The 26,603-nt window shown below is 66.7% G+C and carries 21 protein-coding genes and 1 tRNA gene; 14 read left to right on the plus strand and 8 right to left on the minus strand.

From position 1 onward, the window contains the following. The first annotated feature begins 141 nt into the window (after positions 1-141). Both AC1DYP_RS06070 and AC1DYP_RS06075 read left to right on the plus strand, forming a co-directional pair. A complete protein-coding gene (locus AC1DYP_RS06070) occupies positions 142-1,251 on the plus strand; it encodes an amidohydrolase family protein (protein WP_477045579.1) in 1,110 nt (369 codons plus the stop codon). A 14-nt stretch (positions 1,252-1,265) separates the two neighbouring features. Then, positions 1,266-3,176: an NPCBM/NEW2 domain-containing protein gene (locus tag AC1DYP_RS06075; RefSeq protein WP_477045580.1), complete on the plus strand. Its 1,911-nt coding sequence runs from the start codon at positions 1,266-1,268 to the stop codon at positions 3,174-3,176. A 61-nt stretch (positions 3,177-3,237) separates the two neighbouring features. On the opposite strand, the gene agaR is transcribed toward AC1DYP_RS06075, so the two are convergent. Further along, complete coding sequence (gene agaR, locus AC1DYP_RS06080) at positions 3,238-4,032, minus strand: transcriptional repressor AgaR (RefSeq protein ID WP_477045581.1); 795 nt, start codon at positions 4,030-4,032, stop codon at positions 3,238-3,240. Between the two features lie 793 nt (positions 4,033-4,825). On the opposite strand from agaR, the gene AC1DYP_RS06085 reads away from it, so the two are divergent. Then, positions 4,826-5,773 (plus strand): calcium-binding protein, encoded by a 948-nt coding sequence (locus tag AC1DYP_RS06085; RefSeq protein ID WP_477045582.1) that lies wholly within the window; start codon positions 4,826-4,828, stop codon positions 5,771-5,773. 183 nt (positions 5,774-5,956) lie between these two features. Further along, positions 5,957-6,085 carry a hypothetical protein gene (locus AC1DYP_RS06090; protein ID WP_477045583.1) on the plus strand — a complete coding sequence of 43 codons (129 nt, stop codon included), beginning with the start codon at positions 5,957-5,959 and terminating at the stop codon, positions 6,083-6,085. Between the two features lie 162 nt (positions 6,086-6,247). On the opposite strand, the gene AC1DYP_RS06095 is transcribed toward AC1DYP_RS06090, so the two are convergent. Both AC1DYP_RS06095 and AC1DYP_RS06100 read right to left on the minus strand, forming a co-directional pair. Then, a complete protein-coding gene (locus tag AC1DYP_RS06095; protein WP_477045584.1) occupies positions 6,248-8,830 on the minus strand; it encodes a calcium-binding protein in 2,583 nt (860 codons plus the stop codon). Positions 8,831-9,075: 245 nt separating this feature from the next. Further along, positions 9,076-9,152 (minus strand) — tRNA-Arg (locus tag AC1DYP_RS06100). A 113-nt stretch (positions 9,153-9,265) separates the two neighbouring features. Between AC1DYP_RS06100 and AC1DYP_RS06105 the strand changes: the two genes are divergently transcribed. From AC1DYP_RS06105 to AC1DYP_RS06115, 3 genes are all read left to right on the plus strand, one after another. Continuing rightward, positions 9,266-10,552 carry a dicarboxylate/amino acid:cation symporter gene (locus AC1DYP_RS06105; protein WP_477045621.1) on the plus strand — a complete coding sequence of 429 codons (1,287 nt, stop codon included), beginning with the start codon at positions 9,266-9,268 and terminating at the stop codon, positions 10,550-10,552. A gap of 128 nt (positions 10,553-10,680) precedes the next feature. After that, the gene (locus AC1DYP_RS06110; protein WP_477045585.1) at positions 10,681-11,844 is read left to right on the plus strand and encodes a sensor histidine kinase; all 1,164 of its coding nucleotides are present in this window, start codon (positions 10,681-10,683) and stop codon (positions 11,842-11,844) included. Beyond that, the gene (locus AC1DYP_RS06115; protein ID WP_477045586.1) at positions 11,841-12,209 is read left to right on the plus strand and encodes a response regulator; all 369 of its coding nucleotides are present in this window, start codon (positions 11,841-11,843) and stop codon (positions 12,207-12,209) included. The genes AC1DYP_RS06110 and AC1DYP_RS06115 overlap by 4 nt, the downstream gene beginning before the upstream one ends. Here AC1DYP_RS06115 and AC1DYP_RS06120 read toward each other — a convergent pair. The 3 genes from AC1DYP_RS06120 to AC1DYP_RS06130 form a co-directional block, all read right to left on the minus strand. After that, complete coding sequence (locus AC1DYP_RS06120) at positions 12,206-12,418, minus strand: helix-turn-helix transcriptional regulator (RefSeq protein WP_477045587.1); 213 nt, start codon at positions 12,416-12,418, stop codon at positions 12,206-12,208. The genes AC1DYP_RS06115 and AC1DYP_RS06120 overlap by 4 nt on opposite strands. After that, entirely contained in the window at positions 12,415-12,819 is a 405-nt protein-coding gene (locus AC1DYP_RS06125) for a hypothetical protein (protein WP_477045588.1), read from the minus strand. Before AC1DYP_RS06125 ends, AC1DYP_RS06120 begins: the two co-directional genes overlap by 4 nt. A gap of 102 nt (positions 12,820-12,921) precedes the next feature. Further along, on the minus strand, positions 12,922-13,296 hold the full coding sequence (locus AC1DYP_RS06130) for a GFA family protein (protein ID WP_477045589.1): 375 nt from the start codon (positions 13,294-13,296) through the stop codon (positions 12,922-12,924). A 194-nt stretch (positions 13,297-13,490) separates the two neighbouring features. Between AC1DYP_RS06130 and AC1DYP_RS06135 the strand changes: the two genes are divergently transcribed. The 5 genes from AC1DYP_RS06135 to AC1DYP_RS06155 all read left to right on the plus strand — a co-directional run bounded on the left by AC1DYP_RS06135 (position 13,491) and on the right by AC1DYP_RS06155 (position 21,437). Beyond that, on the plus strand, positions 13,491-15,992 hold the full coding sequence (locus tag AC1DYP_RS06135; protein ID WP_477045590.1) for an ATP-binding protein: 2,502 nt from the start codon (positions 13,491-13,493) through the stop codon (positions 15,990-15,992). A gap of 69 nt (positions 15,993-16,061) precedes the next feature. Then, on the plus strand, positions 16,062-16,454 hold the full coding sequence (locus tag AC1DYP_RS06140) for a response regulator (RefSeq protein ID WP_477045591.1): 393 nt from the start codon (positions 16,062-16,064) through the stop codon (positions 16,452-16,454). Between the two features lie 493 nt (positions 16,455-16,947). Continuing rightward, positions 16,948-18,819 (plus strand): methyl-accepting chemotaxis protein, encoded by a 1,872-nt coding sequence (locus tag AC1DYP_RS06145; protein WP_477045622.1) that lies wholly within the window; start codon positions 16,948-16,950, stop codon positions 18,817-18,819. A 38-nt stretch (positions 18,820-18,857) separates the two neighbouring features. After that, a complete protein-coding gene (locus AC1DYP_RS06150; protein ID WP_477045592.1) occupies positions 18,858-19,862 on the plus strand; it encodes an alpha/beta hydrolase in 1,005 nt (334 codons plus the stop codon). Between the two features lie 96 nt (positions 19,863-19,958). Beyond that, positions 19,959-21,437: an OprO/OprP family phosphate-selective porin gene (locus tag AC1DYP_RS06155; protein ID WP_477045593.1), complete on the plus strand. Its 1,479-nt coding sequence runs from the start codon at positions 19,959-19,961 to the stop codon at positions 21,435-21,437. A 109-nt stretch (positions 21,438-21,546) separates the two neighbouring features. On the opposite strand, the gene AC1DYP_RS06160 is transcribed toward AC1DYP_RS06155, so the two are convergent. Next, the gene (locus tag AC1DYP_RS06160) at positions 21,547-22,053 is read right to left on the minus strand and encodes a CarD family transcriptional regulator (protein ID WP_019848404.1); all 507 of its coding nucleotides are present in this window, start codon (positions 22,051-22,053) and stop codon (positions 21,547-21,549) included. A gap of 304 nt (positions 22,054-22,357) precedes the next feature. Beyond that, positions 22,358-22,699, minus strand: a complete 342-nt coding sequence (gene fdxA / locus AC1DYP_RS06165) for a ferredoxin FdxA (protein WP_012288128.1) — start codon at positions 22,697-22,699, stop codon at positions 22,358-22,360. A 244-nt stretch (positions 22,700-22,943) separates the two neighbouring features. Between fdxA and AC1DYP_RS06170 the strand changes: the two genes are divergently transcribed. Both AC1DYP_RS06170 and AC1DYP_RS06175 read left to right on the plus strand, forming a co-directional pair. After that, complete coding sequence (locus AC1DYP_RS06170; protein WP_477045594.1) at positions 22,944-25,022, plus strand: putative bifunctional diguanylate cyclase/phosphodiesterase; 2,079 nt, start codon at positions 22,944-22,946, stop codon at positions 25,020-25,022. A 114-nt stretch (positions 25,023-25,136) separates the two neighbouring features. Then, a complete protein-coding gene (locus AC1DYP_RS06175; protein ID WP_477045595.1) occupies positions 25,137-26,591 on the plus strand; it encodes a hypothetical protein in 1,455 nt (484 codons plus the stop codon). The last annotated feature ends 12 nt before the right edge of the window (positions 26,592-26,603 follow it).

Consider the following 26,603-nt stretch of genomic DNA (forward strand, 5'->3'; position numbering starts at 1 on the left):
GATCACGGGCAGCCCCCTCGATGCGTACAAAAATGATCTTGCATAGGTCATTTTTAAAAGGCAAACAAAAACACATACAACCGAAACAACAAGTTTCGATTTCGTTGTTTTAGGGTGCGTTTCAGGAAAATGGAGGCGGCCATGCGGCTCGACAGGCGTTTGCTACTCACCCTTGCAGCGCCCCTGGCGCTGTTGGCCTGCGCGCCGCGATCGGCTCAACCCGCGCCCGAAGCCGCGACCTACAGCGTCGCCGATTTCGCCCGCGTACGGAAGTTCGACGCCCACGTCCACGTCAACGCCAAGGACCCGGCGTTCCTCGACCAGGCGGCGGCCGACAACTTCGAGCTCCTGTCGATCAATGTCGACTATCCGGCCTTCCCGCCGATCGCCCTCCAGGCCGACGCCGCCCATCACTTCACGAAGATCGATCCGAAACGCTTCCACTATGCCGCCACCTTCACGATGAAGGGCTTTGGGACCGACGGCTGGGCGCAGAAGGCCAACGCCTATCTCGATTCCGAATTCAAACAGGGCGCCTTGGCGGTCAAGGTCTGGAAGAACATCGGCATGGTCGAGCGCGACGCCGCCGGCCAGCTGATCTTCATCGACGACAAGGGCTTGGATCCGGTCTTCGATCACCTGGCGGCCAAGGGCGTTCCCCTGATCGCCCACCAGGGCGAGCCGTACAACTGCTGGCTGCCGCTCGATCAGATGACGACCAAGAACGACAAGACCTATTTCAGCGAGCACCCGGAATACCACATGTATCTCCACCCGGAGATGCCGCGCTACGAGACACTGATGGCCAAGCGCGACGCCATGGTCGCCAAGCACCCGGACATGCACTTTGTCGGCGCGCACATGGCCAGCCTGGAATGGAACGTGGACGAGGCGGCGAAATTCCTGGACGCCCATCCGAACGCGGTGATCGAAACCGCCGCCCGCATGGCCCAGATCCAATACCAGTCGGTCCGCGACTACGCGAAGGTGCGCGCCTTCTTCATCAAGTATCAGGACCGCATCCTCTACGGCACCGACCTGACGCTCAATCCCGGCGACGACGCCCAGGGCTTCAAGAAGGTCGCGCACGACTACTGGACGTCGGACTGGACCTATCTGGCCACCGGCGAGACCCAGCGCGTCGACGACATCGACGCCGACGCGCGAGGCCTGGCCCTGCCCAAGTCGGTGATCGACAAGATCTATTACGGCAACGCCCAACGCGAGTTCCTCGCCAAGCGCCAGCACTGATCACGAGGGGCTTCATGACCGTCCGCTTCCTGCTGGCTTCGGCCGCCGTCGCCGGCCTTCTGGCCCTGTCCGCGCCCGCCGTCGCCCAGGTCGCCGATCCTCTGGCCGCCACGGGCAAGTGGTCCATTCCCGAGCGGTCCCAGGCGCGCACGCCGCCCATGGGCTGGAATTCGTGGAACGCCTTCCGCACCGAGGTCGACGAGGCCAAGGTCGTGGGCGCGGCCAAGGTCCTGGTCGACAGCGGCCTGTCCAAGCTGGGCTACACCTATGTCAACATCGACGACGGCTGGTGGCTCAAGCGCCGCCAGTCGGACGGGCGGCTGGAGATCCGCACGGCGATCTTCCCGTCGGCCAAGGTCAAGGGCAAGGACACCAGCTTCCGCCCCTACACCGACGCCCTGCACAAGATGGGCCTGAAGGCCGGCATCTATACCGACATCGGCCGCAACGCCTGCTCGCAGGCCTACGACCTGCACTCCCCCAACCTGCCCGAGGGCACGACGGCCGAACGCGAGGTCGGGCTTCAGGGCCACGTCGATCAGGACATCGCCCTCTACTTCAAGGACTGGGGCTTCGACTACATCAAGGTCGACGCCTGCGGCATCAACGTCTACGGCCCCGAGACCGACATCGTGCGCGAGCACGCCTACAGGGCGCAGCCGCCGCTGATCGACCAGGTGACGATCAACCGCACCGACGTGCCGGCGGTGCGGGCCCGGTACGCCGAGGTGGCCCAGGCGCTGAAGACCTACAATCCGGACGGCGACTACATCCTGGCGATCTGCAACTGGGGCTCGGCCGACGTCCGGTCCTGGGGCAAGGACGTCGGCCACATGTGGCGCACCAGCGGCGACATCACCCCGACCTGGACGCGCATGCTGCACAATTTCGACAGCGCCTCGACCCGCGCGCTCTACGCCAAGCCCGGCGCATGGAACGATCCGGACATCCTGTTCATCGGCCATGGCGAGTTCGACCAGAACCACCTGACCGAGGCGCGCTCGCACTTCGCGCTGTGGGCCATGATCAACGCACCGCTGCTGATCAGCTACGACCTGCGCCAGGCGCCGCAAAGCCTGATGGACATCTGGGGCAACGGCGACATCGTGCGGCTCAACCAGGATCCGGGCGGCCACCAGGGCGTGATCGCCTACGCCTCCGACGACGTGCAGATCATCGTCAAGACCCTGGCCAACGGCAAGAAGGCCGTGGCCCTGTTCAACCGGGGCCTGGGCAAGACCGACGTGACCCTCACGGCCGCGCAGCTGAAGTTCGCGGGCGACGGGCCGATCCAGCTCAGGAACCTGTGGGACAGGACCGCGACCGCGTTCACGGGCGAGACCAGCTTCACGCTGGAGGCGCGCCAGACCCTGGTCTTCGAAGCCTCGGGCGCGCGAGCGCTCGGCGACGGCGTCTATCTGTCGGAAATTCCGGGCGACGTGAACGTGGCGGTCGACGGCGTGATCGCGCCCGAGCCCGATCCGGTCGTGCACCGCATGCGCAACGCCTGGGGCGAGACCCGCGGCTCGGGCGAGCGCCCGACCTATGCCGGCTGGGGCGGCGCCCAGGCCGACGCAACGCCCTATGACCAGGCCCTGCGCATCGACGGCCAGGGCTTCGACACCGGCATCGGGGTGCTGGCCAATTCCCGCATCGAGGTGCGCAACAGCGGCCATGCCCGCTTCGAAGCCCGGGTCGGCGTGGACGACTCCACGCGCAACACCAAGGACAAGGTGCGCTTCGCCGTCTACGGCGACGGCAAGCTGCTGACCCAAAGCCCGCCCATGGGCCTGGGCGAGGCTTCGCGTCCGCTCACCGCCGACATCAAGGGCGTGCGCATCGTCGAGATCGTCGCCCGATCGGAAACCGCGACCAGCGACCTTCCGCTGGTCGTCACCTGGGGGGACGCGGCCCTGCGCCGCTGAGCGTGGCAGCCGAAAGTGTGAGCGGTTTCGGCGTCCGCTACGCTCTAGATGTCGATTGGCGTCAGGCCTTGTGGAGGCTGATCCCCAGACGCTCCGCGGCTTGGTCGATATAGTCCGGAGCGGCGGCGTCGGTGATCAGGATATCGAGGTCGCCGACATCGATGATCCGGTGCAGGCAGACCTTGCCGAACTTGGATGCGTCGGTGACCGCGATGACCTCGCGCGCCGTCTCGACCATCTTGCGGTTCAGTTGCGCCTCGGCTTCGTGATGCGTGGTGATGCCGCGCTCGACGTCGAACCCGTCGACGCCCAGGAACAGCTTGTCCAGCAACAGGTCGTCCAGCGCCGCGACGGTCTGGGCGCCGTAGAAGGCCATGTTGCGGCGGCGCAGTTCGCCGCCCAGCATGACGATCTTGATCTTTCGCTTCTGGTTGAGCACGCCCAGGACATCGAAATCGTTCGTGACGACGGTGATGTCTTCCTCGTCCGGCAGGAAGCGGGCGATCTGCAAGGTCGTCGTGCCCGAATCAAGCATGATGGAGTCGCCGGCCTTGACCATTCCGGCGGCCAGCTTGCCGATCCGTTCCTTCTCCTCGGTGTGGCTGACACGCTTGGTTTCGATCGCCGGCTCGGCGCCGGCGTTGACCACTTCGGACGAGATGGCGCCGCCGTAGGCGCGGGTCGCCACGCCGTGTTCCTCGAGGTAGTGCAAGTCCTTGCGGATGGTCTGCATCGACACGCCGAATTGTTCGGACAGAGGCGTGACTTGAACGCTGCCGCGGCTGCGGAGCATGGCCGTGATTTCGCGGCGGCGTTCGGACGTATCGCGCATCACCTTCACGGAGCCATCCGCCATAAACCGCATCTCCCTGGCCGAACCGCAACTGGCCGGCACGGCTTTCGGTATAGCGCGCATCAGCGTGCCTTTTAAGCCACTCATCGTCAATGATGGGACAAAGCTGTCAGCGCCCGTCTCACAGCAAGCTATTGCAACGTTTCTCCCCTCCATCGGATAGAAAACGAAGGACTACGGACGCAGCGCCCACGGCCTAAGCAAAGCCGCCGCCCGCCGCCTGGCCGAAGCTGGCTGCACGGTCCGCCAGATCGCCGCGATCACCGGCCAAAACACAAAGCCAGAACCGAAGTCAGCCCAACCCAGCCGAGCCAGTTAGACAAAATTCAGATCAACCCATTGAAAAATAAAGTGTATTTTCGCCGCATGTGGAGCCGACTTAACGCATGCAGGCGGATGCGTTGAAATCCCTCAACCGGGCATTTTGCCAACTTGGCGGTCCCAACTTAAGACTAGCCTTGGAGGGGACGATCCAACTTAAGGCCGCCCACGGAACGCCATGCGCACCGGTCGAGCTTGCCGATGCGGCAACTGTCGCGTCCGTGGCGACCACGAGGTCGCGAACGCGCACGGGTCAGTCAGACGGCTCTGACAGCGGCCGAAACTGCAAAACCTGTCCGGTCTCACCAGGCGGAGGGATGGGCTTTTCTAGCTTCTGGGGCCGGGTCGTCTCGACGATCTTCCATGATCGCAACATGTTCCGTTTGGCCGTCAACGGCATCTGGGCGTCAGGAACATCGACGCGCGAGCAACCTTGAGGCAAGATGACTACCTTCGGTCAACCTCGAGGCGCGCCATGGCTACGCTGTACGGCACGACCAGTAGTGAAATGCTGCTCGGAACGCTCAACGCGGATCTGATCTACGCTGATGAAGGCGATGACTCCCTTTACGGACTTGATGGCGACGATCAATTGTTCGGAGAGGATGGAAACGACCACCTCAGTGGCGGTGGCGGGGACGACCTTCTGGATGGCGGTAGCGGCTACGACTTGGTGAATTATGACACCGCCGCCAGCGTGATCATCGACCTATCGCTTCAACAGGGCGGCCACACCCTGACCGAAGACCACTACGTCTCCATCGAAGGTGCGATCGGATCTGTATTTGCCGACCAGATGACCGGCGACGCCGGGAGCAACGTTTTCTACGGCGGCGAAGGTAAGGACGTCATTTACGGGGGCGGTGGCGCAGACCAGCTGTATGGCGGCGAAGGCAACGACCAGTTGTATGGCGGCGCCGGAATCAACTGGATCGATGGCGGCTACGGCGTGGACTACGTCCGGTTCGACGACGTGAACCGCGTTATCATCGACTTGGAAAACGGCGTGACAGCTAACGGGGATCAGCTGTTTAACATCGAGAACATTTTCGCATCGGGCGGCGACGATATAATTTTTGGCGACCGCTGGGACAACGTAATCTATGGACAAGAAGGCGATGACTACATTGTCGGGCTGAACGGTTTCGACAGCATCTATGGCGGGCCTGGTTCTGATACCTTCGGCTTCGACAGCGACTTTGGCTCTGATGCGCTGCCTGACTTTGACCCAAACGAAGATTTCATCAAAATACAGAAGCATATCAACGGCACAGACGTCGTCGACTACGCCTCCCTGTTACCCCACATGGAAGTAACCCCTGGGGGACAGCTCGTAATAAACTTGGGCGCCAGAAATCAAATAATCTTGACTGAGTTTTCGACTGTACCGACGGACTGGACGGACAGCTTCATCTTCTTCTAGGTCTGCTCCAAACGTGAGGATTGTCTAGCACCAGTGTGGCGAGGCCTCAACCTCGTGCGTATCGGGTTGAGGTTCGCTAATGGCGGCTTCCCAGACCTGACCGTCCTCCCCTCGTGCATTCCGCGGTAAAATGGTCCTGCCGCTTCGATAAGCGGAACGCCGGCTCACGCCCCAGGACACGCGATGACCGCCCTGCTCAAATCGACCCCCGGTATGACGACCTCGCTGGTGCGCCGGCAGCTGTCAGATCTCCTCGAAGTCATGATGGTCCGCGCGGACAACGACGCTGGCTGCGGCCAGATACCAGTCTGAGGAAAGCTGAGCAGGCGCTTCGTGCCGGCCGGTGCGAGGAGGCCGCGAGTTCGGCGGAATGCCTGTCCAAGCGCCGCGGCATCCCCATCGCCCGGGATGCCAGCGGCTCAACGACAAAAACATCAGCCAACCGAGGCAACATCCTGCGCTCGGTGGCGTGCGCTAATAGAACATAAACAACGACGCCGACAGATCGGCCACATGCAAGCCGACCAGCGTCACGGTGTTGCCCCCACCCAGATCGATGACGAGGTTAGCGCCGACATCGGTCGCGTGCATGACCAACGTGGCGTAGTTCACGATGCCAGAGCCGTTGACGTTAGTCTGAACGCCGAACACATCATGGCCGGCCCCGTCGATTTCGAAGCCGAAGATCACGTCGGCGCCCGAACGGGAGTCGAAAGCGAAAACGTCGGCTCCGGAGCCTCCGTACAGGTGATCGCCGCCGCCTCCGCCGACGATCCGGTCGTCGCCCCCTTGGCCATAGATCACGTTGTCGCCATCGCCGCCGAACAGGATGTCGCCAGCGTCGGTGGCCACAATACCTTCGACGGAGACCAATTGGTCGCCCTCGGCGGTCAGGCCGTTCTTGAGATCGACAATAACGGCGCCGTCGCCCACCCCATCGAAGCGGACGAAGTCGAAGCCCTGGCCGCCATCGATCAGGTCCGCGCCGCTGCTGCCGTAGAGATGATCGGCGCCGTCCTCGCCATACAGCGCATCGTTCCCGGAATCACCATAAAGGCGATCGTTGCCCACCCCGCCGTAGAGCAGATCATCACCCGATTCTCCGCCGCGAAGCACGTCGTCGCCGGCCGCGCCGTAGAGGGTGTTGCTGCCATAGCTGCCGAAGAGCGTGTCCGCGAAGGACGAGCCGACTAGGCCTTCGATTCCGTAAAGTTCGTCGCCGGCCGCGCCTCCGCCCTGTACCGTGAACACGCTCAAGCGCAGGGTGACCTCCACGCCGCTGGAGGCGTCATCGTAGCGCGCGAAATCATACCCCGCGCCGCCGTCGAGCACATCGCCTCCGGCGCCGCCATAGAGATGATCGTTGCCAAGGCCCCCGTCGAGGAGATCGGCGCCGGCCTCGCCGCGCAATACGTCGTCGCCGGTTTGGCCATAGATGGTGTTGGCGCCGGCGTCGCCACCGAGCAGGTCCGAGAAGTTGGAGCCAACCAGGCCTTCAATGTCGGAAAGGACGTCGCCGAGGCCGTCCCCGGCTGAAACCGCCCCCGGCGCGAGACTGACCGCTACACTGGCTAAGGCCTCGTCAAAGCGTGCGAAGTCGTAGCCCGCGCCACCGCGCAGTGCGTCCCCGCCCGCTCCGCCATAAAGGTGATCGTTGCCGTCGCCGCCCTCCAGGGAGTCAGCGCCCAGACCGCCGCTAAGCACGTCGTCGCCGCCCTGCCCGTAGAAAAGGTTATCAGCGCTATTGCCGAACATGATGTCGGCGAAGCGGCTACCGACAACGCCTTCCAGCTTCATGTAGGCGTCGCCCTGGGCTAACCCTCCAGAGCCGAGGCCATTCACAAGGTCTACGGCAACTCGAGCGTCGGAAAGATCATAACGGACAATGTCGAAGCCCGCCCCGCCGTCGAGGATGTCGTTGCCCGCGTCGCCGTAAAGATGGTCGCCGCCATCGCCGCCCACGAGGTAGTCCGCACCAGCTCCACCATACAATTGGTCGTCGCCATCGCCGCCAGATAGGTTGGCGCTGTCGTTGCTGAGGCCCGCAAAAAGACTGTCATTGTAGCGCGAACCCAGCAGTGCCTCGATGCCCGAGAGGATATCTTGGCCACTGCCTCCAGTGTTCTGCGCGCCACTTAGAGCCAGGCTGACCGTAACGGCGGACTTAGCCATTTCGTAACTTGCCAAGTCGTAGCCGGCGCCGCCATCGAGAGTGTCGCTCCCCGCGCCGCTCTTCAGAGTATCGTTGCCGCCCCGACCGAAGAAAAAGACGCTGGCTCCGCCATCAAAGATGGAATTTACGGCGAAGGTGTTGGCTCCGTCGTCGCCGTAAACGGTCGAAATATAGCTGCCGTTGGCGTCCACTTGGACTTCTTCGAAGCCCGCGACCGAATAATGAGCTACGCCGCTGACGGCGGTGCCGGCGGCCAAATCGACCTCAAATTGAATGTTGGTCTGCAGTATGTCGCGGCCTGTTCCGCCGTCTAGCGCGCCATAAACGGGGGAGCCACCAAACTTGCCGGATACGAAGAACCTGTCGTCGCCTTCGTCGGCGAACAGGGTAGTGCCCGGCGCGATTTGCCCATAGTCGTCACCCAGCCCCCCATAGATTGTGTGACCGACGTTGGAGGACACGAAGTAATCGTCTCCAGCACCACCGTACACTTCGAGGCTAAACGGGCTGTAAGTCAGACCAAAAGTGTCGTTACCGCTACCGCTTATGAACCGCTCGACATTGATGATCGCGTTGTCCGCGACCGTTACGCGCCCGTCGGCGTGGAAGCCCCAGTACAACCCCGATCCCGCGACCGAGTAGTCGAATGTGTCTCGGCCGGCCCCACCATCGTACCGGGAGTCGTCGTAGCCTGAACTCACTGAACTGGGACGGAGGAGATCGGAACCGGCGCCACCATCGACCACATCGACGCCTGAGCCGGGATCGATGTCGTCGTCGCCGTCGCCGCCGGTGATGATGTCATCACCCGCCATGCCACGGATGACATCCGCGCCGTCCGTGCCAACCAGCACGTCGTTCCCGTTGGTCCCGTCGATTTGCATGTTTTCCCCCAACTCTCGCGCAGGCGCCACTCAGCGGGCGGGCTAACGTGAACTGACACAAGTCTTAACAGACAGATCTCAGGTTGCGATGCTGCATCTTCAGATCCTGCGAGCTGCGAAAAAAGCTGCGCCTTCACCGCACCCGCCGCAACGCGGAGCTCACCTTCCAGCCTCATCGCCTGGCTGGCGTAGGAGCGGCGGCGAGCACTGGCCAGCGGAGTGACGACAAACGACAAACACTCGCATGGCGGCCCGGAAGGGACTCGAACCCCTGACCTTCGCTTTAGGAAAGCGCTGCTCTATCCTGCTGAGCTACCGGGCCGCGTTGCGCGGGCTTCGGGTCCATAGCGCAAGTTTCCGGGCGTGCGAACCCCGGGGTGGAAAAGCGGCGCCGGGGGGCGTCAAAGGGGAACGGGCATGGGTCTGCTGCGGCCGTTGAAGACGCTCTATGTCCAGGTGCTGATCGGCATCGCCCTGGGGGTGCTGGTCGGGGCGCTGTGGCCCGACGTCGGGGTGGCGCTGAAGCCGCTCGGCGATGCGTTCATCAAGCTGGTCAAGCTGGTGATCGCCCCGGTGATCTTCCTGACCGTGGCCAGCGGCATCGCCCACATGGGCGACATCAAGGCGTTCGGCCGGGTCGGGGTGAAGGCCCTGGTCTATTTCGAGGTGGTCTCGACCCTGGCCCTGCTGGTCGGGCTGATCGTCGGCCACATCCTGCAGCCGGGCCGCGGCTTCAACATCGAACCCGCGCACCTGGATCCCAAGATCGCCGCCGGCTACCTGGAGAAGGCCCATCACGGCGAGGGGCTGGTCCCCTACCTGCTGCACCTGATCCCCGACACCTTCTTCGGGGCGTTCGCCGAGGGCAACCTGCTGCAGGTGCTGCTGGTCGCCATCCTGACGGGCTTCGCCTGCACGCGCATGGGTCCGTTCGGCGACCGGGCGGCGACGGCGATGAGCGACATGGCCAAGCTGTTCTTCGGGATCATCCACGTAGTGGTCAAGCTGGCCCCGCTGGGCGCGTTCGGGGCCATGGGCTTCACGATCGGCAAGTACGGCGTGGCCAGCCTGATCCAGCTGGGCGCCCTGGTGGCCACCTTCTACGTCACCGCCCTGATCTTCGTGCTGGTGGTGCTGGGGGCGATCGCCCGGGCCAGCGGCTTCTCGATCCTGAAGTTCCTGGCCTATATCCGCGAGGAGCTGCTGATCGTGCTGGGCACCAGCTCGTCGGAAAGCGCCCTGCCCCAGCTGATCGAGAAGCTGGAGCGCCTGGGCGCCAGGAAGTCCGTCGTCGGCCTGGTGGTGCCCACCGGCTACAGCTTCAACCTCGACGGCACCAACATCTACATGACCCTGGCCACCCTGTTCCTGGCCCAGGCCACCAACACCCATCTCAGCTTCATGCAGATGGCGGCCCTGCTGGGGGTGGCCATGCTGACCTCCAAGGGGGCCAGCGGGGTGACGGGGGCGGGCTTCATCACCCTGGCCGCCACCCTGGCCGTGGTCCCCGACATCCCCATCGCCGCCCTGGCCGTGCTGGTCGGGATCGACCGGTTCATGAGCGAGTGCCGGGCCCTGACCAACTTCGTCGGCAACGGCGTGGCCACGCTGGTGGTGGCCAAGTGGGAGGGCGCGCTGGACAGCGACCGATTGTCGCGGGAGTTGACCCGGGGTCCCAACGCCACGCGCCTTGAAGTCCTTGAGGATCTTCCCGCCGACTGAACGAGGGGCCGCCGCCCGACCTCCCCGATGGCCGCGAGCGACGATCGTTAAGGATAGACTCCACCTTGTCGCGACCCTTGCCGCTGGTAGGCTGGCGAAGGGACACGCGTATCCGGGAACATCCAAGATTGCTCAACGTCGCGAACGCGGAACGCTCGGAACAGGCTGACCACGCCGCCCTGATCACCCTGGTCGAGACGATCGAGGCGTTGTCGGCCACGCGGACGATCGAGGAGGTCGCCGCGGTCGTGCGCTCGGCCGCCCGGCGCATCTCCGGGGCCGACGGCGTGTGCTTCGTGCTGCGCGACGGCGACCTGTGCTGGTACCTGGACGAGGACGCCATCGGCCCGATGTGGAAGGGCCAGCGCTTCCCGATGAGCGCCTGCATCTCGGGCTGGGCCATGCTGCACGGCCAGACGGTGGTGATCCCCGACATCTACGCCGACGACCGCATCCCGCACGACGCCTACCGCCCGACCTTCGTCAAAAGCCTGGTGATGACGCCGGTGCGCGCCAAGGACCCGATCGCCGCGATCGGCGCCTACTGGGCGGTCGGCCAGACGCCCTCGGCCGACACGGTGATCAGGCTGGAGACCATGGCCCGGGCCACGGCGGCGGCGATCGAGAACGCCAACCTCTACGCCTCGCTGACCGAGGCCCTGGACCGCCGCACCTTCCTGCTGCGCGAACTGGACCACCGGGTGAAGAACACCCTGGCCTCGGTGCAGTCGATCGCCCGCCAGACCCTGCGCAACGCCCCCTCGCCCGCGGACTTCGCCGACTCGTTCGAGTCCCGGCTGATGGGCCTGTCGCGGGCCCACGAACTGTTGACCCGCCAGGGCTGGGGCCGCACCGACCTGCGCGACGTGCTGGAGGCGGCGCTGGAGCCGTTCGGCGGCCTGGCCGATCCGCGCTTCACCGCCCGCGGTCCGGCCATCGCCCTGACGCCGGAGACGGCGGTGGCGATGCACATGACCCTGCACGAACTGATGGTCAACGCCGCCAAGCACGGGGCGCTGACGGCGATCAGCGGCCAGGTCACCGTGGTCTGGCGGGTCGAGGACGTGGACGGCGTTCCCAGCCTGGCCCTGGAATGGGTCGAGCGCGGCGGTCCCCCGGTGTTCGCGCCCAAGCGCCAGGGCTTCGGGACCCGCCTGCTGGAGCGCGGCGTGGCCCGCGACCTGGCCGGCGAGGCCAAGCTGACCTACCAGCCCAAAGGCCTGACCTACCTCCTGCGCGTGCCGTTGTCGGACCGGATCGTCGCGGGCCCCGTCACGAGGACGTCGGCATGACCGCCCCCCGCATCATGATCGTCGAGGACGAGGCCCTGGTGGCCCTGATGGTCGAGGACCTGCTGACCGACTTCGGCTGCCAGATCTCCGGCTCGTTCGGCGCGGTCGACGACGCCCTGGCCTATCTGAAGGACGCGGCCACGCCGCCGCCGGCGCTGGACGGGGCGGTGCTGGACGTGAACATCGGCGGGACGATGGTCTTCCCGGTCGCCGAGCGCCTGCGGGCCGCCGGCATCCCGTTCGTGTTCGCCACCGGCTACGGCGCCCTGCCCAGGCCCGGGTTCGAGGGGATCACGGTGCTGAACAAGCCGATCAATCCAGACCTGCTGAAGGACGCGGTCGAGGCGTTCGGCAAGGCGGCCTAGCCTTCCTTCACGTCCTTGAACGGATTGAAGAACAGCCCTTCCACCGGCAGGTCGAACAGCGCGGCCAGGCGGAAGGCCAGCGGCAGGGACGGGTCGTACTTGTCGGCCTCGATGGCGTTGATCGTCTGGCGGGAGGCGTCCGCTCGGTCCGCCAGTTCGCCCTGGCTCCAGCCGCGGGCCACGCGCTCTTCGCGCAGGCGGTTCTTCACGAGGCCCTCGGCCGGCGCAGCGCCCACCAGCCCAGCCAGAAGACAAGGTAGACGACGGCCTGGGCTCCGAAGACCATGACGCCGCCTTGGAAGAGTTCGCCTTGGACGCCGCCCATCGCCGCGGTGACCATGAGCGCGACGCCGCCGCCGAAGGAGGCGCCCCAATACCAGGAGGTCAGATGAGCGTCCCGCGCCATGTCGTCCAGCTTTCGCCACCAGGGCACGGAGGCCAGGAGGGCCGTCCCCACCAGCACGGCGCAGCCAAGAACCACCAGGCTCGGCGGCAGATGTCCGGGGCCCGTCCGGACGAACATCCCGGCCAGCAGTCCCACGCCCATCGCCGCCAGGAGAGCCATGCCTCCCGCGACCCAGATCGCCTTCTGTCGTCTTTCGATGGACATGTCGTTCGCCCTCTTGCCTGTAAAAAGTATTTTACAGACACCGAGCATCTGTCAAATACTTTTTACAGGCCCGGGCGGCGAACAGGCAAGAGAGGTCGGCGATCAGTAGGCCTTGCCGTCGTGCTTGCGCACCGGCAGCGCCGCCCAGTCGAAGTCGACGAACAGGCGGGCGTTGATGCTGATCCGGGGGTCGTCGAAGTCCGGCTGGCCGCTGTCGAAGCTGGGGAACTCCGAATAGGTCGGGCAGCCGCAGATGGCGCAGTGGTGATGCTGGCCGATGTAGTGGCCCCATTGGTAGGTCGCGACCCGGTCGCGGGCCGTGGTCAGCTTGAACTGGGCCGGCTTGTAGTAGGCGTGCAGCGCCCCGCGCCGAGAACAGAACGAGCAGTTGCAGTCGGCCAGTTCGGTCGGCGCCTGGGTCACCTCGAACTGGGTGGCGCCGCAGTGGCAGCGAGCCTTGAGGGGCAGGTCGGTCATGGCGCTCTCCTTCGTGGATCAACGTCCGGGACCTTAGGCGGCTCCTGCTGACAGCCTGCTGTCAACATGCGACGTCCGGTCGCGGCGGGAGGTCCGCCCCAGGCCTGCTATCGTCACGGTTCACGAATTCTCCACGCGCTCGCGACGACTCCTTGGAGCGTTCGCGACACGTCGGCGAAAAATCGGGCGGGTGCATGGTCGGCAGGACACGGATTTGGTCGGCGGCGGCGCTCGCCGCCTTGCTGGTCGCCGCGCCCCTGGCCGCCGGCGCCGCCGGCGCCGCCGATCCCGTCGCCAAGCCTCCCGCGAGCCCCATCGACAAGCAGCTGGCCGCCGCCAAGGACGCCATGATGGGCGATCCGGCCGCCGCCCTGACCTTGTCGAGCCAGGCCCTGGCGATGGCCAAGGCCGACGTGGGTCCGCATCGCGACCAGGAGATCGCCGCCGCCCAGTGGCTGCAGGGCGAGGCGCTGCTGCGGCTCAATCGTTCCGACGAGGCCGCGCCGGTGATCGCCGCCGGCCTGGCGGTCGCCGCCCGGAAGGTCCCCAACACCAAGCTGCACGGCGACCTGGTGATGACCCAGGCCGCGCTGGAGGCCGATCGCGGCCAGGTCCAGTCGGCGCTGCGCGACTTCCAGGCCGCCTACCGCATCTTCGGCAAGGCCGGCCATCCGCGCGGCCAGGCCGTGGCCCTGCAGAACATCGGCTCGATCTACCAGGACGCCCACGACTACAAGAAGGTGCTGCACTACTACGCCCAGTCGGCCGAGGCCTATCCCGCCGACCAGTTGCTGCAGCTGAGCGCGGCCAACAACATCGGCAACGCCCTGATGTCGGACGAGCAGTACGGCCGGGCGGTGACCGAGTTCGAGAAGGCCCGCAAGATCGCCCGCCAGATGGGCAGCCCGCAGCTGGAGGCCCGGATCGTGGCCAACCAGGCCATCGCCGAGGCGCACAACGGTCATCCCGACACCGCCAAGAGCCTGATCGACGCCGCCAACGCCCTGCTGCGCCCGCTGACCGACGCCCAGGGCGCCCAGCGTTCGGTGATGAAGGCCACGGTGCAGGTGGAGCTGGCGCGGGGACGCCCCAAGGCCGCCGCCGAGGTGCTGGCCCCGCTGTTCGACGGCGTGGACCTCAAGACCACCGGCCCCGACTACGCCGACCTGCATTCGGCCGCCTACAAGACCTACAAGCAGTTGGGCCAGACCCAGCTGGCCCTGGACCACCTGGAGGCGTTCAAGCGGCTGGACGACCAGGGCCAGGCCCTGGCCGCCTCGACCAACGCCGCCCTGATGGCCGCCCAGTTCGACTACGCCAACCAGGCCTCGCGCATCGCCCAGCTCAAGGCCGGCCAGTTGGAGCGCGACATCAAGCTGGCGCGGGCCCGCAACCTGGTCGTCACCCTGCTGCTGGTCGGTGCCTTGCTGGTCGCCGCCGGCCTGCTGGCGGCGGTCCTGGGCGTGCGTCGCGGCCGCAACCTGGCCCGCGCCGCCAACGAGCGGCTTCGCCAGGCCAACCAGGCGCTGGCCAAGGCCGTGCGGGCCCGGACCGAGTTCCTGGCCAACACCAGCCACGAGATGCGCACCCCGCTGAACGGCATCCTGGGCATGACCGAGGTGGTGCTGGCCCAGCCCGACCTGGACCCCAAGCTGCGCGACCGGGTCGCCGTGGTGAACGCCGGGGCCGAGACCATGCGGGCCCTGGTCGACGACATCCTCGACATGGCGCGGATCGAGACCGACGGCGTCACCCTGAACCGCACCGCCTTCGACCTGCCCGGGCTGGGCCGCGAGGCCGTGCATCTGTGGTCGGACAAGGCCGCCGCCAAGGGCCTGGCCCTGACCTGCGACCATTCCCAGGCGCCCGGCCGGATCGTCGAGGACGCGGGCCGCCTGCGCCAGATCCTGTTCGCCCTGCTGTCCAACGCCGTGAAGTTCACCGACCAGGGGACCGTGCGGTTGTCGGCGTCGGTCGAGCCCGGCCCCGCCGGCCAAGGACAGATTGGCGAGCGGCTGATCCTCCAGGTCGCCGACACCGGAGCCGGCATCCCGCCCGAGAAGCTGGCCGAGGTGTTCGAGCCGTTCGGCCAGGTCGATTCCAGCCGCACCCGGGCCCATGGCGGGGCCGGGCTGGGCCTGGCGATCTGCCGCCGGCTGGTGGACGCCATGGGCGGCGAGATCCGCCTGGACAGCACGGTGGGCGTCGGCACGACCGCCACCGTCGACCTGCCGCTGGAACGGGCGGTCGCGACGGCCTCGGCCCAGGGCGCGCCCGGGCTGCGGGATTGCGGCCTGCTGTTCTGCGATCCCAATCCCCTGACGCGGTCGGTGATCGCCGGCGTGCTGCGTCCCAAGGTCCGCGAGCTTCGCGCCGTCGCCGGCCGTCAGGAGGCCCTGGACGCGGCCCGGAACGAGCGCTTCGACCTGGCGCTGGTCGAGGCGGCCGAGCTGGGCGAGGATCTCGACGCGCGCCGGGCGGCGATGAGCGCGCTGCGCGACGCCCTGGCCCCGGCCCCGATCGCGGTGCTGCTGGCGCAGGGCGACGACGACCAGGAGACCGCCCTGCGCCACGCCGGCGCCGCCCTGATCGTGCGCAAACCGGTGACCGCCGCCGGGCTCGTCGAGGCCCTGGCCGCCCTGCTCGAAACGCAGGCGCCGGACGATCGCGACGCCAGGACGATTGCCACGGCCTGAACGCCGTCTAAACTATTGTTTGACCTAGGTTAGACGCCTAACGCCAGGAAAGCCGGGGATCCTTCCGCGATGCGGGTGCTGTTCGTCGAGGACAATCAGATGAACCGCCGCGTCATCGCCGAGATGCTGCGGGCCGGCGGCGTCGAGATGGACGAGGCCGAGGACGGCCCGTCCGGCCTGGCGATGATCGACGCCAACGCCTACGACCTGATCCTGATGGACCTGCGCATGCCCGGCATGGACGGCCTGACCGCCATCCGCGAGATCCGCACCCGCACCGACGCCAAGGCCCGACTGCCGGTGATCGTGGTCACCGCCGACAGCGGCCTGACCCTGGAGGCCGACTGCCAGGCCGCCGGCGCCGACGACGTCATCCGCAAGCCCGTCGACCTGTCGACCCTGTTCACCACCATCGGCGACCTGATCGCCCGACGGGGCGAAGGCGGACTGGTCCTGAGCTAGGCGCGGGCCTCGACCCTCTCCTTCGCCGAACGAGGCGATGCGGTTTTCCGCACAAATGCTGCCAGAAGCATGCGGAAAGACGCTCCGCGAACTACGGCCCGACCGGCCGAGTTGTCTGAAAACCCTATACTTTTCAATGCGAAACATCAAACTCGCCGGCGACTTGCGCCGACTTGGTCCGCCGTGCTGCCTTAAGGGCGTCGAGACAGCCAAGCTTCAGGCGCCTTCAATCAGCCTCAGCCAGCGACCTGGAGAAGCAGTCTTCCCAGGGCGAATTCGTGCCCGCCAGAAGCATATACATGCGAATTTCGGCGAATATCTGAATTATGACATTACTGTGTAGTGTATATCGTCGTTATATATTCTCATAAATTCACATATCTTGCAGTATTAATGCCGACATAAACCTTTAAGTAACAAAATACATTCAAACCGTCGGCGGCAAGATCGGATTTGTTCGATCGCATTGCTTCGAGGGCCGGCCGTGATCCGCATGAAAATCACCGGGAAGATCGTTCTGACGTTCGTGGCGCTGATCAGCGCCTTCTTCGTCGCCAGCGGGGTGGTCTTCGCCTGCCTGAATGTCATCCGCGACAACGCGGTGGCGGTGGAGCGCAGCTTCAAGCTGGCCAAGTTCGCCGCCCACACCGAGACCCTGATCAACGAGCAGCAGGCGGCGGTGCGCGGCTTCATCATCACCGGCGACGAGGCCTTCGCCCGCACCTATCGGGAAAAGGGCGAGGCGTTCGATCGCGACATCGAGGCCTTCATCAAGGGCAGCACCCGCGCCGACCAGATCGCCCGCGCCGAGCGCTTGTCGGCCATGGCCAAGGAATGGCGCCGCACGCGCGGCGACGTCGAGATCGCCCTGGCCCGCGACCCGGCCACCCACGCCCAGGCGGCGGCCATGATCACCACCGGCAAGCTCCAGCCGATCCGCGACCTGCAGGCCGAGATCAACGCCGCCGCCGACCAGCGCTCGGCCGTCCGCCTGGCCGAACGCGACAGGGCCCTGCGCGACGCCCGACTGGCCCTGGAGATCGGCGGCGCCATGGCGATCCTGATCGCCGTCGCCATGGCCTGGCTGCTGTCGCGCACCATCGCCCAGCCGATCGTCGGCATGACCGGCGTGATGGGCCGCCTGGCCGCCGGCGACAACGGCGTCGCCGTGCCGGGCATGGGCCGTCACGACGAGGTCGGCCAGATGGCCCAGGCCGTGCTGGCCTTCAAGGAAGCGGCGCTCGAGAAGCTGCGGATCGAGGGCGAGGCCGTCGAGGCGCGCCGCCTGGCCGAAACCGAGCGCCAGCGCAACGAAGCCGCCCGCGCCGAGGCCGCTCGCGAGCAGGCCTTCGTGGTCGAGCAGATCGCCGACGGCCTCTCGCGCCTGTCGCGCGGCGACCTGACCCACCGCCTGGATAAGCCGTTCGCCGTCGACTATCGCAAGCTGCAGGACGACTTCAACGCCGCCGTCGCCACGCTGCAGCGGACCATGGCGGTGATCTCGGGCAACACCCAGGGCATCAAGTCGGGCAGCGGCGAGATCAGCCAGGCGTCCGACGACCTGTCGCGCCGCACCGAGCAGCAGGCCGCCAGCCTGGAAGAGACCGCCGCGGCGCTGGAGGAGATCACCGCCACGGTCAAGCGCACCGCCGAGGGCGCCAACCACGCCCGCCAGATCGTCGCCGCCGCCAAGGTCGACGCCGAACAGGGCGGGACGATCGCCGGCGAAGCGGTCAAGGCGATGAGCGCCATCGACGCCTCGGCCCGCGAGATCGCCCAGATCATCGGCGTCATCGACGAGATCGCCTTCCAGACCAACCTGCTGGCCCTCAATGCGGGCGTCGAGGCCGCCCGCGCCGGTGACGCCGGCCGAGGCTTCGCGGTCGTCGCCCAGGAGGTCCGGGCCCTGGCCCAGCGTTCGGCCGAGGCCGCCAAGGAGATCAAGCTGCTGATCGCCGGCTCGGCCACCCAGGTCGGCGCCGGGGTGGACCTGGTCGGCCAGACGGGCGCGGCCCTGCAGCGCATCGTCCGCCAGGTGCTGGAGATCAACACCGTGGTCGGCGAGATCGCCGCCTCGGCCCAGGAACAGGCCAGCGGCCTGGCCCAGGTGAATGTCGCCGTCAGCCAGATGGACCAGGTCACTCAGCAAAACGCGGCGATGGTCGAGGAGAGCACGGCGGCCAGCCACGCCCTGGCCCGCGAGGCCGAGGACCTGACCCGGCTGGTCGACCAGTTCGAGGTCGGCGACGCGCGGGCCGCCCCGCCCGCCGCCGCGCCTCCCGCCCCCAAGGCCCGGCCCCGCGTCGCCGTGGTCGGCGGCACGGCCGCCCGCAAGGTCCAGCCCGACGGCTGGACCGAATTCTAGAGCTCCGCCTTTCCACCTCCCCTTCGAGAGTCAGCACCATGCAACTTGATCGCAGAGCCCTGCTGGGCGGCGCGGCCCTGGCCTTCTCCGCGGCCAGCGCGGCGCAAGCCCAGACCACGCCCGCCCCGGCCTCGACCGCGCCCGCCGCGCCGGAAGTCGTCGACCTGTGGGCCGGCGCCCCGCCGGCGGCCGGCAAGGGCAAGGGCGGCGACGAGGTCGTCCTGCAGGACGGCTCGCACGACGGCTCGGTGACCAATGTCATGCGTCCCCGGATGCGGGTGTTCCGCGCGCCCAAGCCGAACGGCACCGCCGTGATCGTGGTGGCGGGCGGCGGCTATCGCCGGATCAACATCCGCAACACCAGCGAGGCGATGGCGCGCTGGCTGAACATCATGGGGGTCACCGCCTTCGTGCTCTACTACCGCATGCCGGTCGACGGCTGGGCGCCCGAGGCGCCGCTGCAGGACATGCAGCGCGCCGTGCGCCTGGTCCGGGCCCGCGCGGCCGAGTTCGCGGTCGATCCGGCCAAGATCGGCGCCGTGGGCGCCTCGGCCGGCGGCCACCTGGTCGGCATGGAGGCCAGCCGCGCCGACGAGGCCTTCTACGCGCCCGTCGACGAGGCCGACAAGGTCTCGGCCCGCCCCGACTTCTGCGGCCTGATCTATCCGGTGATCACGCTGAAGCCGCCGTTCGACAACACCCAGACCCGCCGCATGATGGCGGGCGAGAACCCGACCGCGGCGCAGAGCGCGGCGATGTCGGTCGAGACCCACGTCGACGGCAAGACCCCGCCGACCTTCCTGGCCCAATGCACCGACGACGCCATCTCGGCGATCGACAACAGCCTGATCATGTACCAGGCGCTGCGGGCCGCGAAGGCGCCGGTCGAACTGCACGTCTTCGAGCAGGGCGGCCACAGCTTCAACATGGGCGTGCCCGGCGGACCGACCTCGGCCTGGCCAGGCCTGTTCGCCGCCTGGGCCAAGTCGCACGGCTTCTTCGGCGGCAAGGCCGTCGCGGCCCGGGCGCCGCAGGGCGACTGACCACCGCTCCACCCGTCAACCCACCACCCATCCATCCAAGTCAACGCGCCGCAAGCGGGCCCAAGGGGGGCGCTGCTCGGCGCGGAGGGGAAACTCATGCGTAAACTCACCTTCAAGCACGGCCTGGCCGTGACGATCAGCGCCCTGGCGCTGTCGGTCGCCACCGGCGGCGTGGCCCTGGCCGCGCCGAAGAAGGCCGCCGCCGGCTCGAACGCCAACGCGGCCCTGATCCAGCTGGTCAAGGACCAGCAGGCCAAGATCGACGCCCTGGAGCAGCGCCTGTCGGCCGTCGAGGCCAAGGCCGCCGCCCCGGCCGTTCCGGCCGAGACCCAGGAGGCCGTCCAGGCCAGCGCCCAGGCCGTCGAGACCCACACCGCCGAGATCCAGGCCGTTCAGGCCCAGATCCTGCAGCTGCAGGACGGCCAGCAGGGCGCGGTGAAGGTGAAGTGGACCGACGGCGGTCCGGAATTCACCAGCGGCGACGGCTTCTTCACCTTCCACCCGCGCGGCCGGGTGCAGATCGACGCCTCGACCACCCGCGGCTCGAACTTCGACGCCCGCAACATCTCGGGCACCGAGGCCGCCTCGCTGCGCCTGGGCGCCGAGGGCTCGATGGGCAAGCTGGGCTACAAGGTCGAGGCCGACTTCGCCGACGAGGTGGTGTCGATCAAGGAAGCCTACCTGTCCTACGACTCCACCTTGTTCGGCCACAAGACCGAGTACTACCTGGGCAACAAGCTGAACGACCGCACGATCGACGGCTCGACCTCGGGCGTCTCGCTGCCGTTCATGGAGCGCAGCGTGGTGGCCAACGTCGTCGCCCCGCAGAAGGGCTTCTTCGGCCTGGGCGTGATGACCAAGGTCTATGGCGACAGCTGGCACGCCAGCGTCTCGCTGACCGGCGGCCCGATCAGCCAGGCGGGCACCGACCGCAGCCCGCTGACCCTGGCCGGCCGCGCCCACTGGAACCCGGTCAAGACCAAGGACGGTTTCGTCCACCTGGGCGTCTGGGGCTTCAGCGAAGACCTGGCGCCGACCACCGCCACGATCAACAAGACCAGCTACATCGGCCCGGGCTTCAACGACAACCTGAAGGTCTCGGCCAGCTCGCTGGCCAATCCCGAGCATGACAACGGCTACGGCTACGAGCTGGGCGGCGCCAAGGGCTCGTTCTGGGCCTTCGCCGAGTACGGCGTGCGCGACATCAGCCTGCAGGTCGGTCCGAACGTGAAGCAGAAGGCCGCCTCGGTCTATGCCGGCTACCTGCTGACCGGCGAGCGCCCCGGCTTCTCGACCCGCTCGGGCATCTGGAGCGGCGTGCACGTGACGCGTCCGTTCACGGCCGGCGGCCCCGGCGCGTTCGAAGTCACCAGCCGCTACGACAAGATCGACTTCACCGACGTCGCCAACGGCGGCGAGGGCGACGCGGTCACCGTCGGCCTGAACTGGTACCTGAACGACTGGGCCCGCCTGATGACCAACTACGTCCACTGGACGACCGAGAACAAGGTCGGCAGCTTCAAGGGCAAGGACACCGGCGACAGCCTCAGCATCCGCGGCGAGCTGGCGTTCTAGGACCCGACCCGGCGCCCGACGGCCGGCCCCGCGCCGGTCGTCGGGACCCCGAACGAAAAACGCCCCCGGRCCGAAGTCCGGGGGCGCTTTTCATTCCGACCTGGAAAGCTTAGGCGGCGTTCTTGACCAGCGACTTGGTCAGGATGCCGATGGCGGCTTCGCGGTCGATGCGCTCGATGGCGGCGACTTCGCGGGCCATGCGGTCCAGAGCCGATTCATAGAGCTGACGCTCCGAATAGGACTGTTCCGGCTGGTTCTCGGCGCGGTGCAGGTCGCGGACCACTTCGGCGATCGAGATCAGGTCGCCCGAGTTGATCTTGGCTTCGTATTCCTGGGCGCGACGCGACCACATGGTGCGCTTCACGCGAGCGCGGCCCTTCAGGGTGGTCAGGGCCTGGCTCACGACATTGCCTTCGGCCAGCGGGCGCAGACCGGCCGTCTTGGCCTTCTTGGTCGGCACGCGCAGGGTCATCTTTTCGTGGTCGAAGGTGATGATGTAGACCTCGAGCGACATCCCGGCCACTTCCTGGGTCTCGACGCCCTGGATGCTGCCCACGCCATGCGCGGGATAAACGACGTGATCGCCGACCGAGAATTCCAGACCGCTCTTGCTCATTCGTTCGTCCTCAATAAGTTCGGGCCAAGCCCAAAACACCGCGTCTCGAAGGCATCCAAAGGGCGTCCCAAAACGGCGATAGGGACCCGTCCGCGAAATGCTTGCGGGGCCAGTACCGGTCAGGGATTGGGATAGTGCTTAAGTCACCCTTCGCCTTCGATCGGGCGCGCCGGTTTCCCGGCAGATATCGTCCACATGACGGGCAGGCGCGAGTGTTCGCGACCGTTACGTCGAAATCGACAATATCATAAAATTCAGCTTGATGAAAGGCTTGCGACCTGTTTAGCCGCCCGATCCGACCGGATCAGGAGCCTTTGCCGGGCTTTTCGCTGAAATATTTCTCGAATTTCCCGGTTTCCCGTTCGAACGCCTCGCGGTCCGCGGGGGGCACGCCCTTGACCGTGATGTTCGGCCAGATCTTGGCGTATTCGGAGTTGATCCGCAGCCACTTGCCGTCCGGCTCGTCCTCGGTGTCGGGCTTGATGGCGTCGATCGGGCACTCGGGTTCGCAGACGCCGCAGTCGATGCATTCGTCCGGATTGATGGCCAGGAAGTTCTCGCCCTCATAGAAGCAGTCGACCGGGCACACCTCGACGCAGTCCATGAACTTACATTTGATGCAGGCGTCGGTAACGATGTAGGTCATCGAAGGCTCGGTGCGTTCCGGGACTAGCGCGAGAGAGGCCGCGTTTTCGAAGCCATGGGCCCGCTTGTCAATGCGGCTTGGCTGCGCGGGGGCCCAGGATTTCTCACACCGCCCCGGATAGGGACGTCCGACGCCGCGTTAAATAGGCGTGGTTCTTCATATACCGTCGTTACGTTACCCTTTCTTATCGAACCTCGGTCACAACCAAGCCGAGGAAAACAAACAAGAAGTCGACAACCCGACCATGACGAGTACGGCCGTGCGCACCCCTGTCTCGACCACTCCCCCAGAGATCAAGGCCCCGGGCGCCCAGATGGACGCCTTCGAGACCTTCGTGCGCCATGCGCCGTTCGCCGCCGCCCTGGTCGACAACGCCTTCCGCCTGACGGCCGTCAGCCCCGACTGGGCCAGCCACGGCCTGAGCCCCGATCTGGAGATCGGCGACGACTTCCGCCGCGCCCTGCTCAGCCCCGAGGACGTCGACAGCCTGGAGCGCTGCGTGGCGTTCGGCGAGCCGTTCTCGCGCTACCGCTCCATCTCGCTCGGGGGCGCGGAACCCCGCATCTGGCGCACCGAATTCGCCGCCACCCTCACGGAGAGCGGCCGCACCCTGGCGGTGATCGTCACCGCCCGCGACGTCAGCGGCTACGCCGAGACCGCCCTCAAGGCCGAACGCGACCAGCAGCGCCTGAAGATGGCGCTGGAGCTCGACGACCTGATGGTCCGCGAATACGACCTGCGGACCGGCGAGATCTACTGCTCGGGCACCTCGCCAGAGCTGGAGAAGTGGTGCCTGTTCAAGAACGATCCGCTGGAGATCGTCCATCCCGACGACCGCGAGCGGATGGCCGAGCTGGTCCGCGCCCGCAAGGACGGCGAGGCCCAGGTCTTCGAGTTCCGCCTCAACCGCGATGACGGGGTCGAGACCTGGGTGCGCTCGGTGGGGAAGAAGTTCCTCGGGGCCGACGGCAAGCCCGAACGCCTGGTCAACCTGTTCAAGGACATCACCGACCGCCGCCGCCAGACCGAGGCCGTCGAGAACCTGGCCTTCAAGGACAGCCTGACCGGCCTGCCGAACAGAGCGTATTTCAATCGCAAGTTCCAGGAGGCCGTCGACGCCTCGGAGATCATGGGCGAGCTGTTCGGCCTGATCATGATCGACGTCGACCACTTCAAGGACATCAACGACACCCTGGGCCACGACGCCGGCGACGCCCTGCTGAAACGCCTGGCCGAGATGCTGCACGCGGCGTTCCGCGCGGGCGACACCGTGGCCCGGCTGGGCGGCGACGAGTTCGCGGTGATCCTGCGCGGCCTGCATTCCGAGGCCGACATGATGCGGCCGGTCAACGCCCTGCAGGACCTGCTGCGCCGGCCCATCGAGCACGGCGGCCGCAGCTTCTCGGTCAGCGCCAGCATCGGGGCGGCCCTGCACGGCGACCTCGACGCCGACCCCAGCCACATGATCAAGAACGCCGACATCGCGCTCTACCGGGCCAAGGACGAGGGCCGCAACCGCAGCGTCGTCTTCACGCCCTCGATGCGCTCGTCGCTGGAGCAACGGGTCGAGCTGCTGCGCGACGTGCGCGCGGCGATCACCGCCAAGGAGTTCGTGCTCTACTACCAGCCCGTGGTCGACATCGCCTCGCACAGCGTCGCCGGCTTCGAGGCGCTGATGCGCTGGGACCATCCCGAGCAGGGCATCCTGACGCCCGACCGCTTCATGGCCGCCTTCGAGGACCAGGACCTGTCGCTGAAGCTGGGCGACCTGGCGTTCGAGGCCGCGCTGGCCCAGATGCGCGACTGGCTGGACCAGGGCGTCGAGTTCGGCCGGGTCGCCGTCAACATCTCGGCCGCCCAGTTCCGCAGCGGGCGCCTGGCCGAAGAGGTCCAGGACCGGCTCAAGCGCTGGAACGTGCCGTGCGACCGCCTGACGATCGAGGTCACCGAGAACGTCTATATGGGCTGGGGCTCGGAGATGGTCAGCGACAGCGTCCGCCAACTGCACGAGGCCGGGGTGATGATCGCCCTCGACGATTTCGGCACGGGCTACGCGTCCCTGGCCAATCTGCGCCAGTTCCCGATCGACCGGCTGAAGATCGACAAGTCGTTCGTCCAGAACGCCGAGGACGCCGCCATCGTCAAGGCGGTGATCACCCTGGGCTCGTCCATGGGCATGAAGGTCGTCGCCGAGGGGGTCGAGGACCAGGAACAGCTGGACGCCCTGGCCGACTACGGTTGCGACCAGATCCAGGGGTACCACTTCTCACGGCCTATGCCGGCGGCGATGGTGCCGGGGTATCTGAAGGGGTTTGGGAAGTAGCTTCGCGATTCACCACGTCGCTCAACGCCGCGTTTAATCCCGCCGCTTAAACCACCGGTCGAGTAGAGTGGGGCTGGGCCTGTGCGACTGTTGCGACTTGGAATGCTCGGAGCGATGCTTTCGCTCACCATCGCCACCAGCGGCTGCGCCGGTCCCTCCACGCCGCAGGAGGCGTATCGGAGGGCGATGGACAAGGCCCATGTCGCCGCCGCCGTTAATGACCCCCGGGCGGTGCTGAAGGCCGTCACGCCAGCCATCGAGGGGAAGTTCTACGGCGGCATGACGGACGCCCAGCGCCACGACCTCGACCAGACCGCCGGCTTCGCCTTCTTCCAGCTGCGCCAATGGCGTCAAGCTCACACCCGCTACGTGCGCGCCAGCGACGCGCAAAGCCACGCGCCGAGCGATCTCTGGTATCGCATGGAGACCGCCAAGCTGACGGACGACTTCGACGATACGTTCGCCAGCTTCCTGCGTCTGGCCAACGAACGTCCGGAGTTCGTCGCCAGGCAAGCCGAAGACCTGACGATCTCGGTGCTCGAGCAGGGTTTCGGCACGCTGCCCGACGGCCCGGCCAAGCAGCGCATGTTCGAAAGCTACCTGGCGGCCATGGACTGGAAGCCGGTCGATCCCTTGTTCTCGCCCGACGTCGTCGGCTTCCACCGCGCCCTGCATCAGGCCGAGGACGGCGTCACCATTCACCTAGGTTGGCTGATCGACACTTTCGACGAGCCGATGGTCGTGGCGACGGTCGGAGCCGACAAGCGGTTCGACGCCATCGTGGCCGGCCATCCCGACCGCACCAACGTCGCCCTGGCCAACTTCAGGCGCCTGACGCGCTTCAAGGCCCTGGCGGCCAACGCGCCCGACAATCTGGCCTACCAGAGCGCCGTGGTCGGGCACCTGTCCGCCATGGGACGTGAAACCGAAGCGCTCGCCATCCTGGATCGAGCCCTGCAACAGGCGCCGCTTCCGTTGAACCAGCGGGATCCGGACTATTTGGGGCAGTACGACCACGCGGTCGTCCAGCGATCCTTCATCCTCTTCAAGCTGGGCCGCACGGGGGAGGCGTTGGAAGAGGCCCGTGTGCAGGCCGATCCGCAGCTCATGGGACAATGGCTGGTCGCGCTGGGAGAGGGACGTCGGGCGCTCAAAGTCCTGGCCCCGGTGGACATCGCCACCAAGCAATTGCCGACCCGCGCCTATCTCGCCGCCCTACGGGTCTGCGCGGCGCACCAGGCCGGCGACCGCGCGGTCGAACGCGACAATCTGGACTATCTGCGCGCCCACCCGCTCTACGATCCGGGCCAGACGCTCAACGCCCTGCTTTGCGTCGACGACGCCGAAGGCGCGGCGCGTCATGTCCGGGACAGCTTGGCCGATCCGCGTCGACGGCACCTGATCCTCGGCGCGCTCCAGATCTTCCTGCCACCGCCGGTCCAGACCCCTTTCGAGGCCCAGATGGAGACGCGCAGGGTCGCCCTGCGCGATCGCCCCGACGTTCGGCAGGCCGTCGACAAGGTGGGGCGCATCAATCGCCAGCCGATCGAGGCGGCGTTCATCTATTGAGCGACGGGCCTC

The organism is Caulobacter sp. P1_D6, from assembly GCF_056406095.1.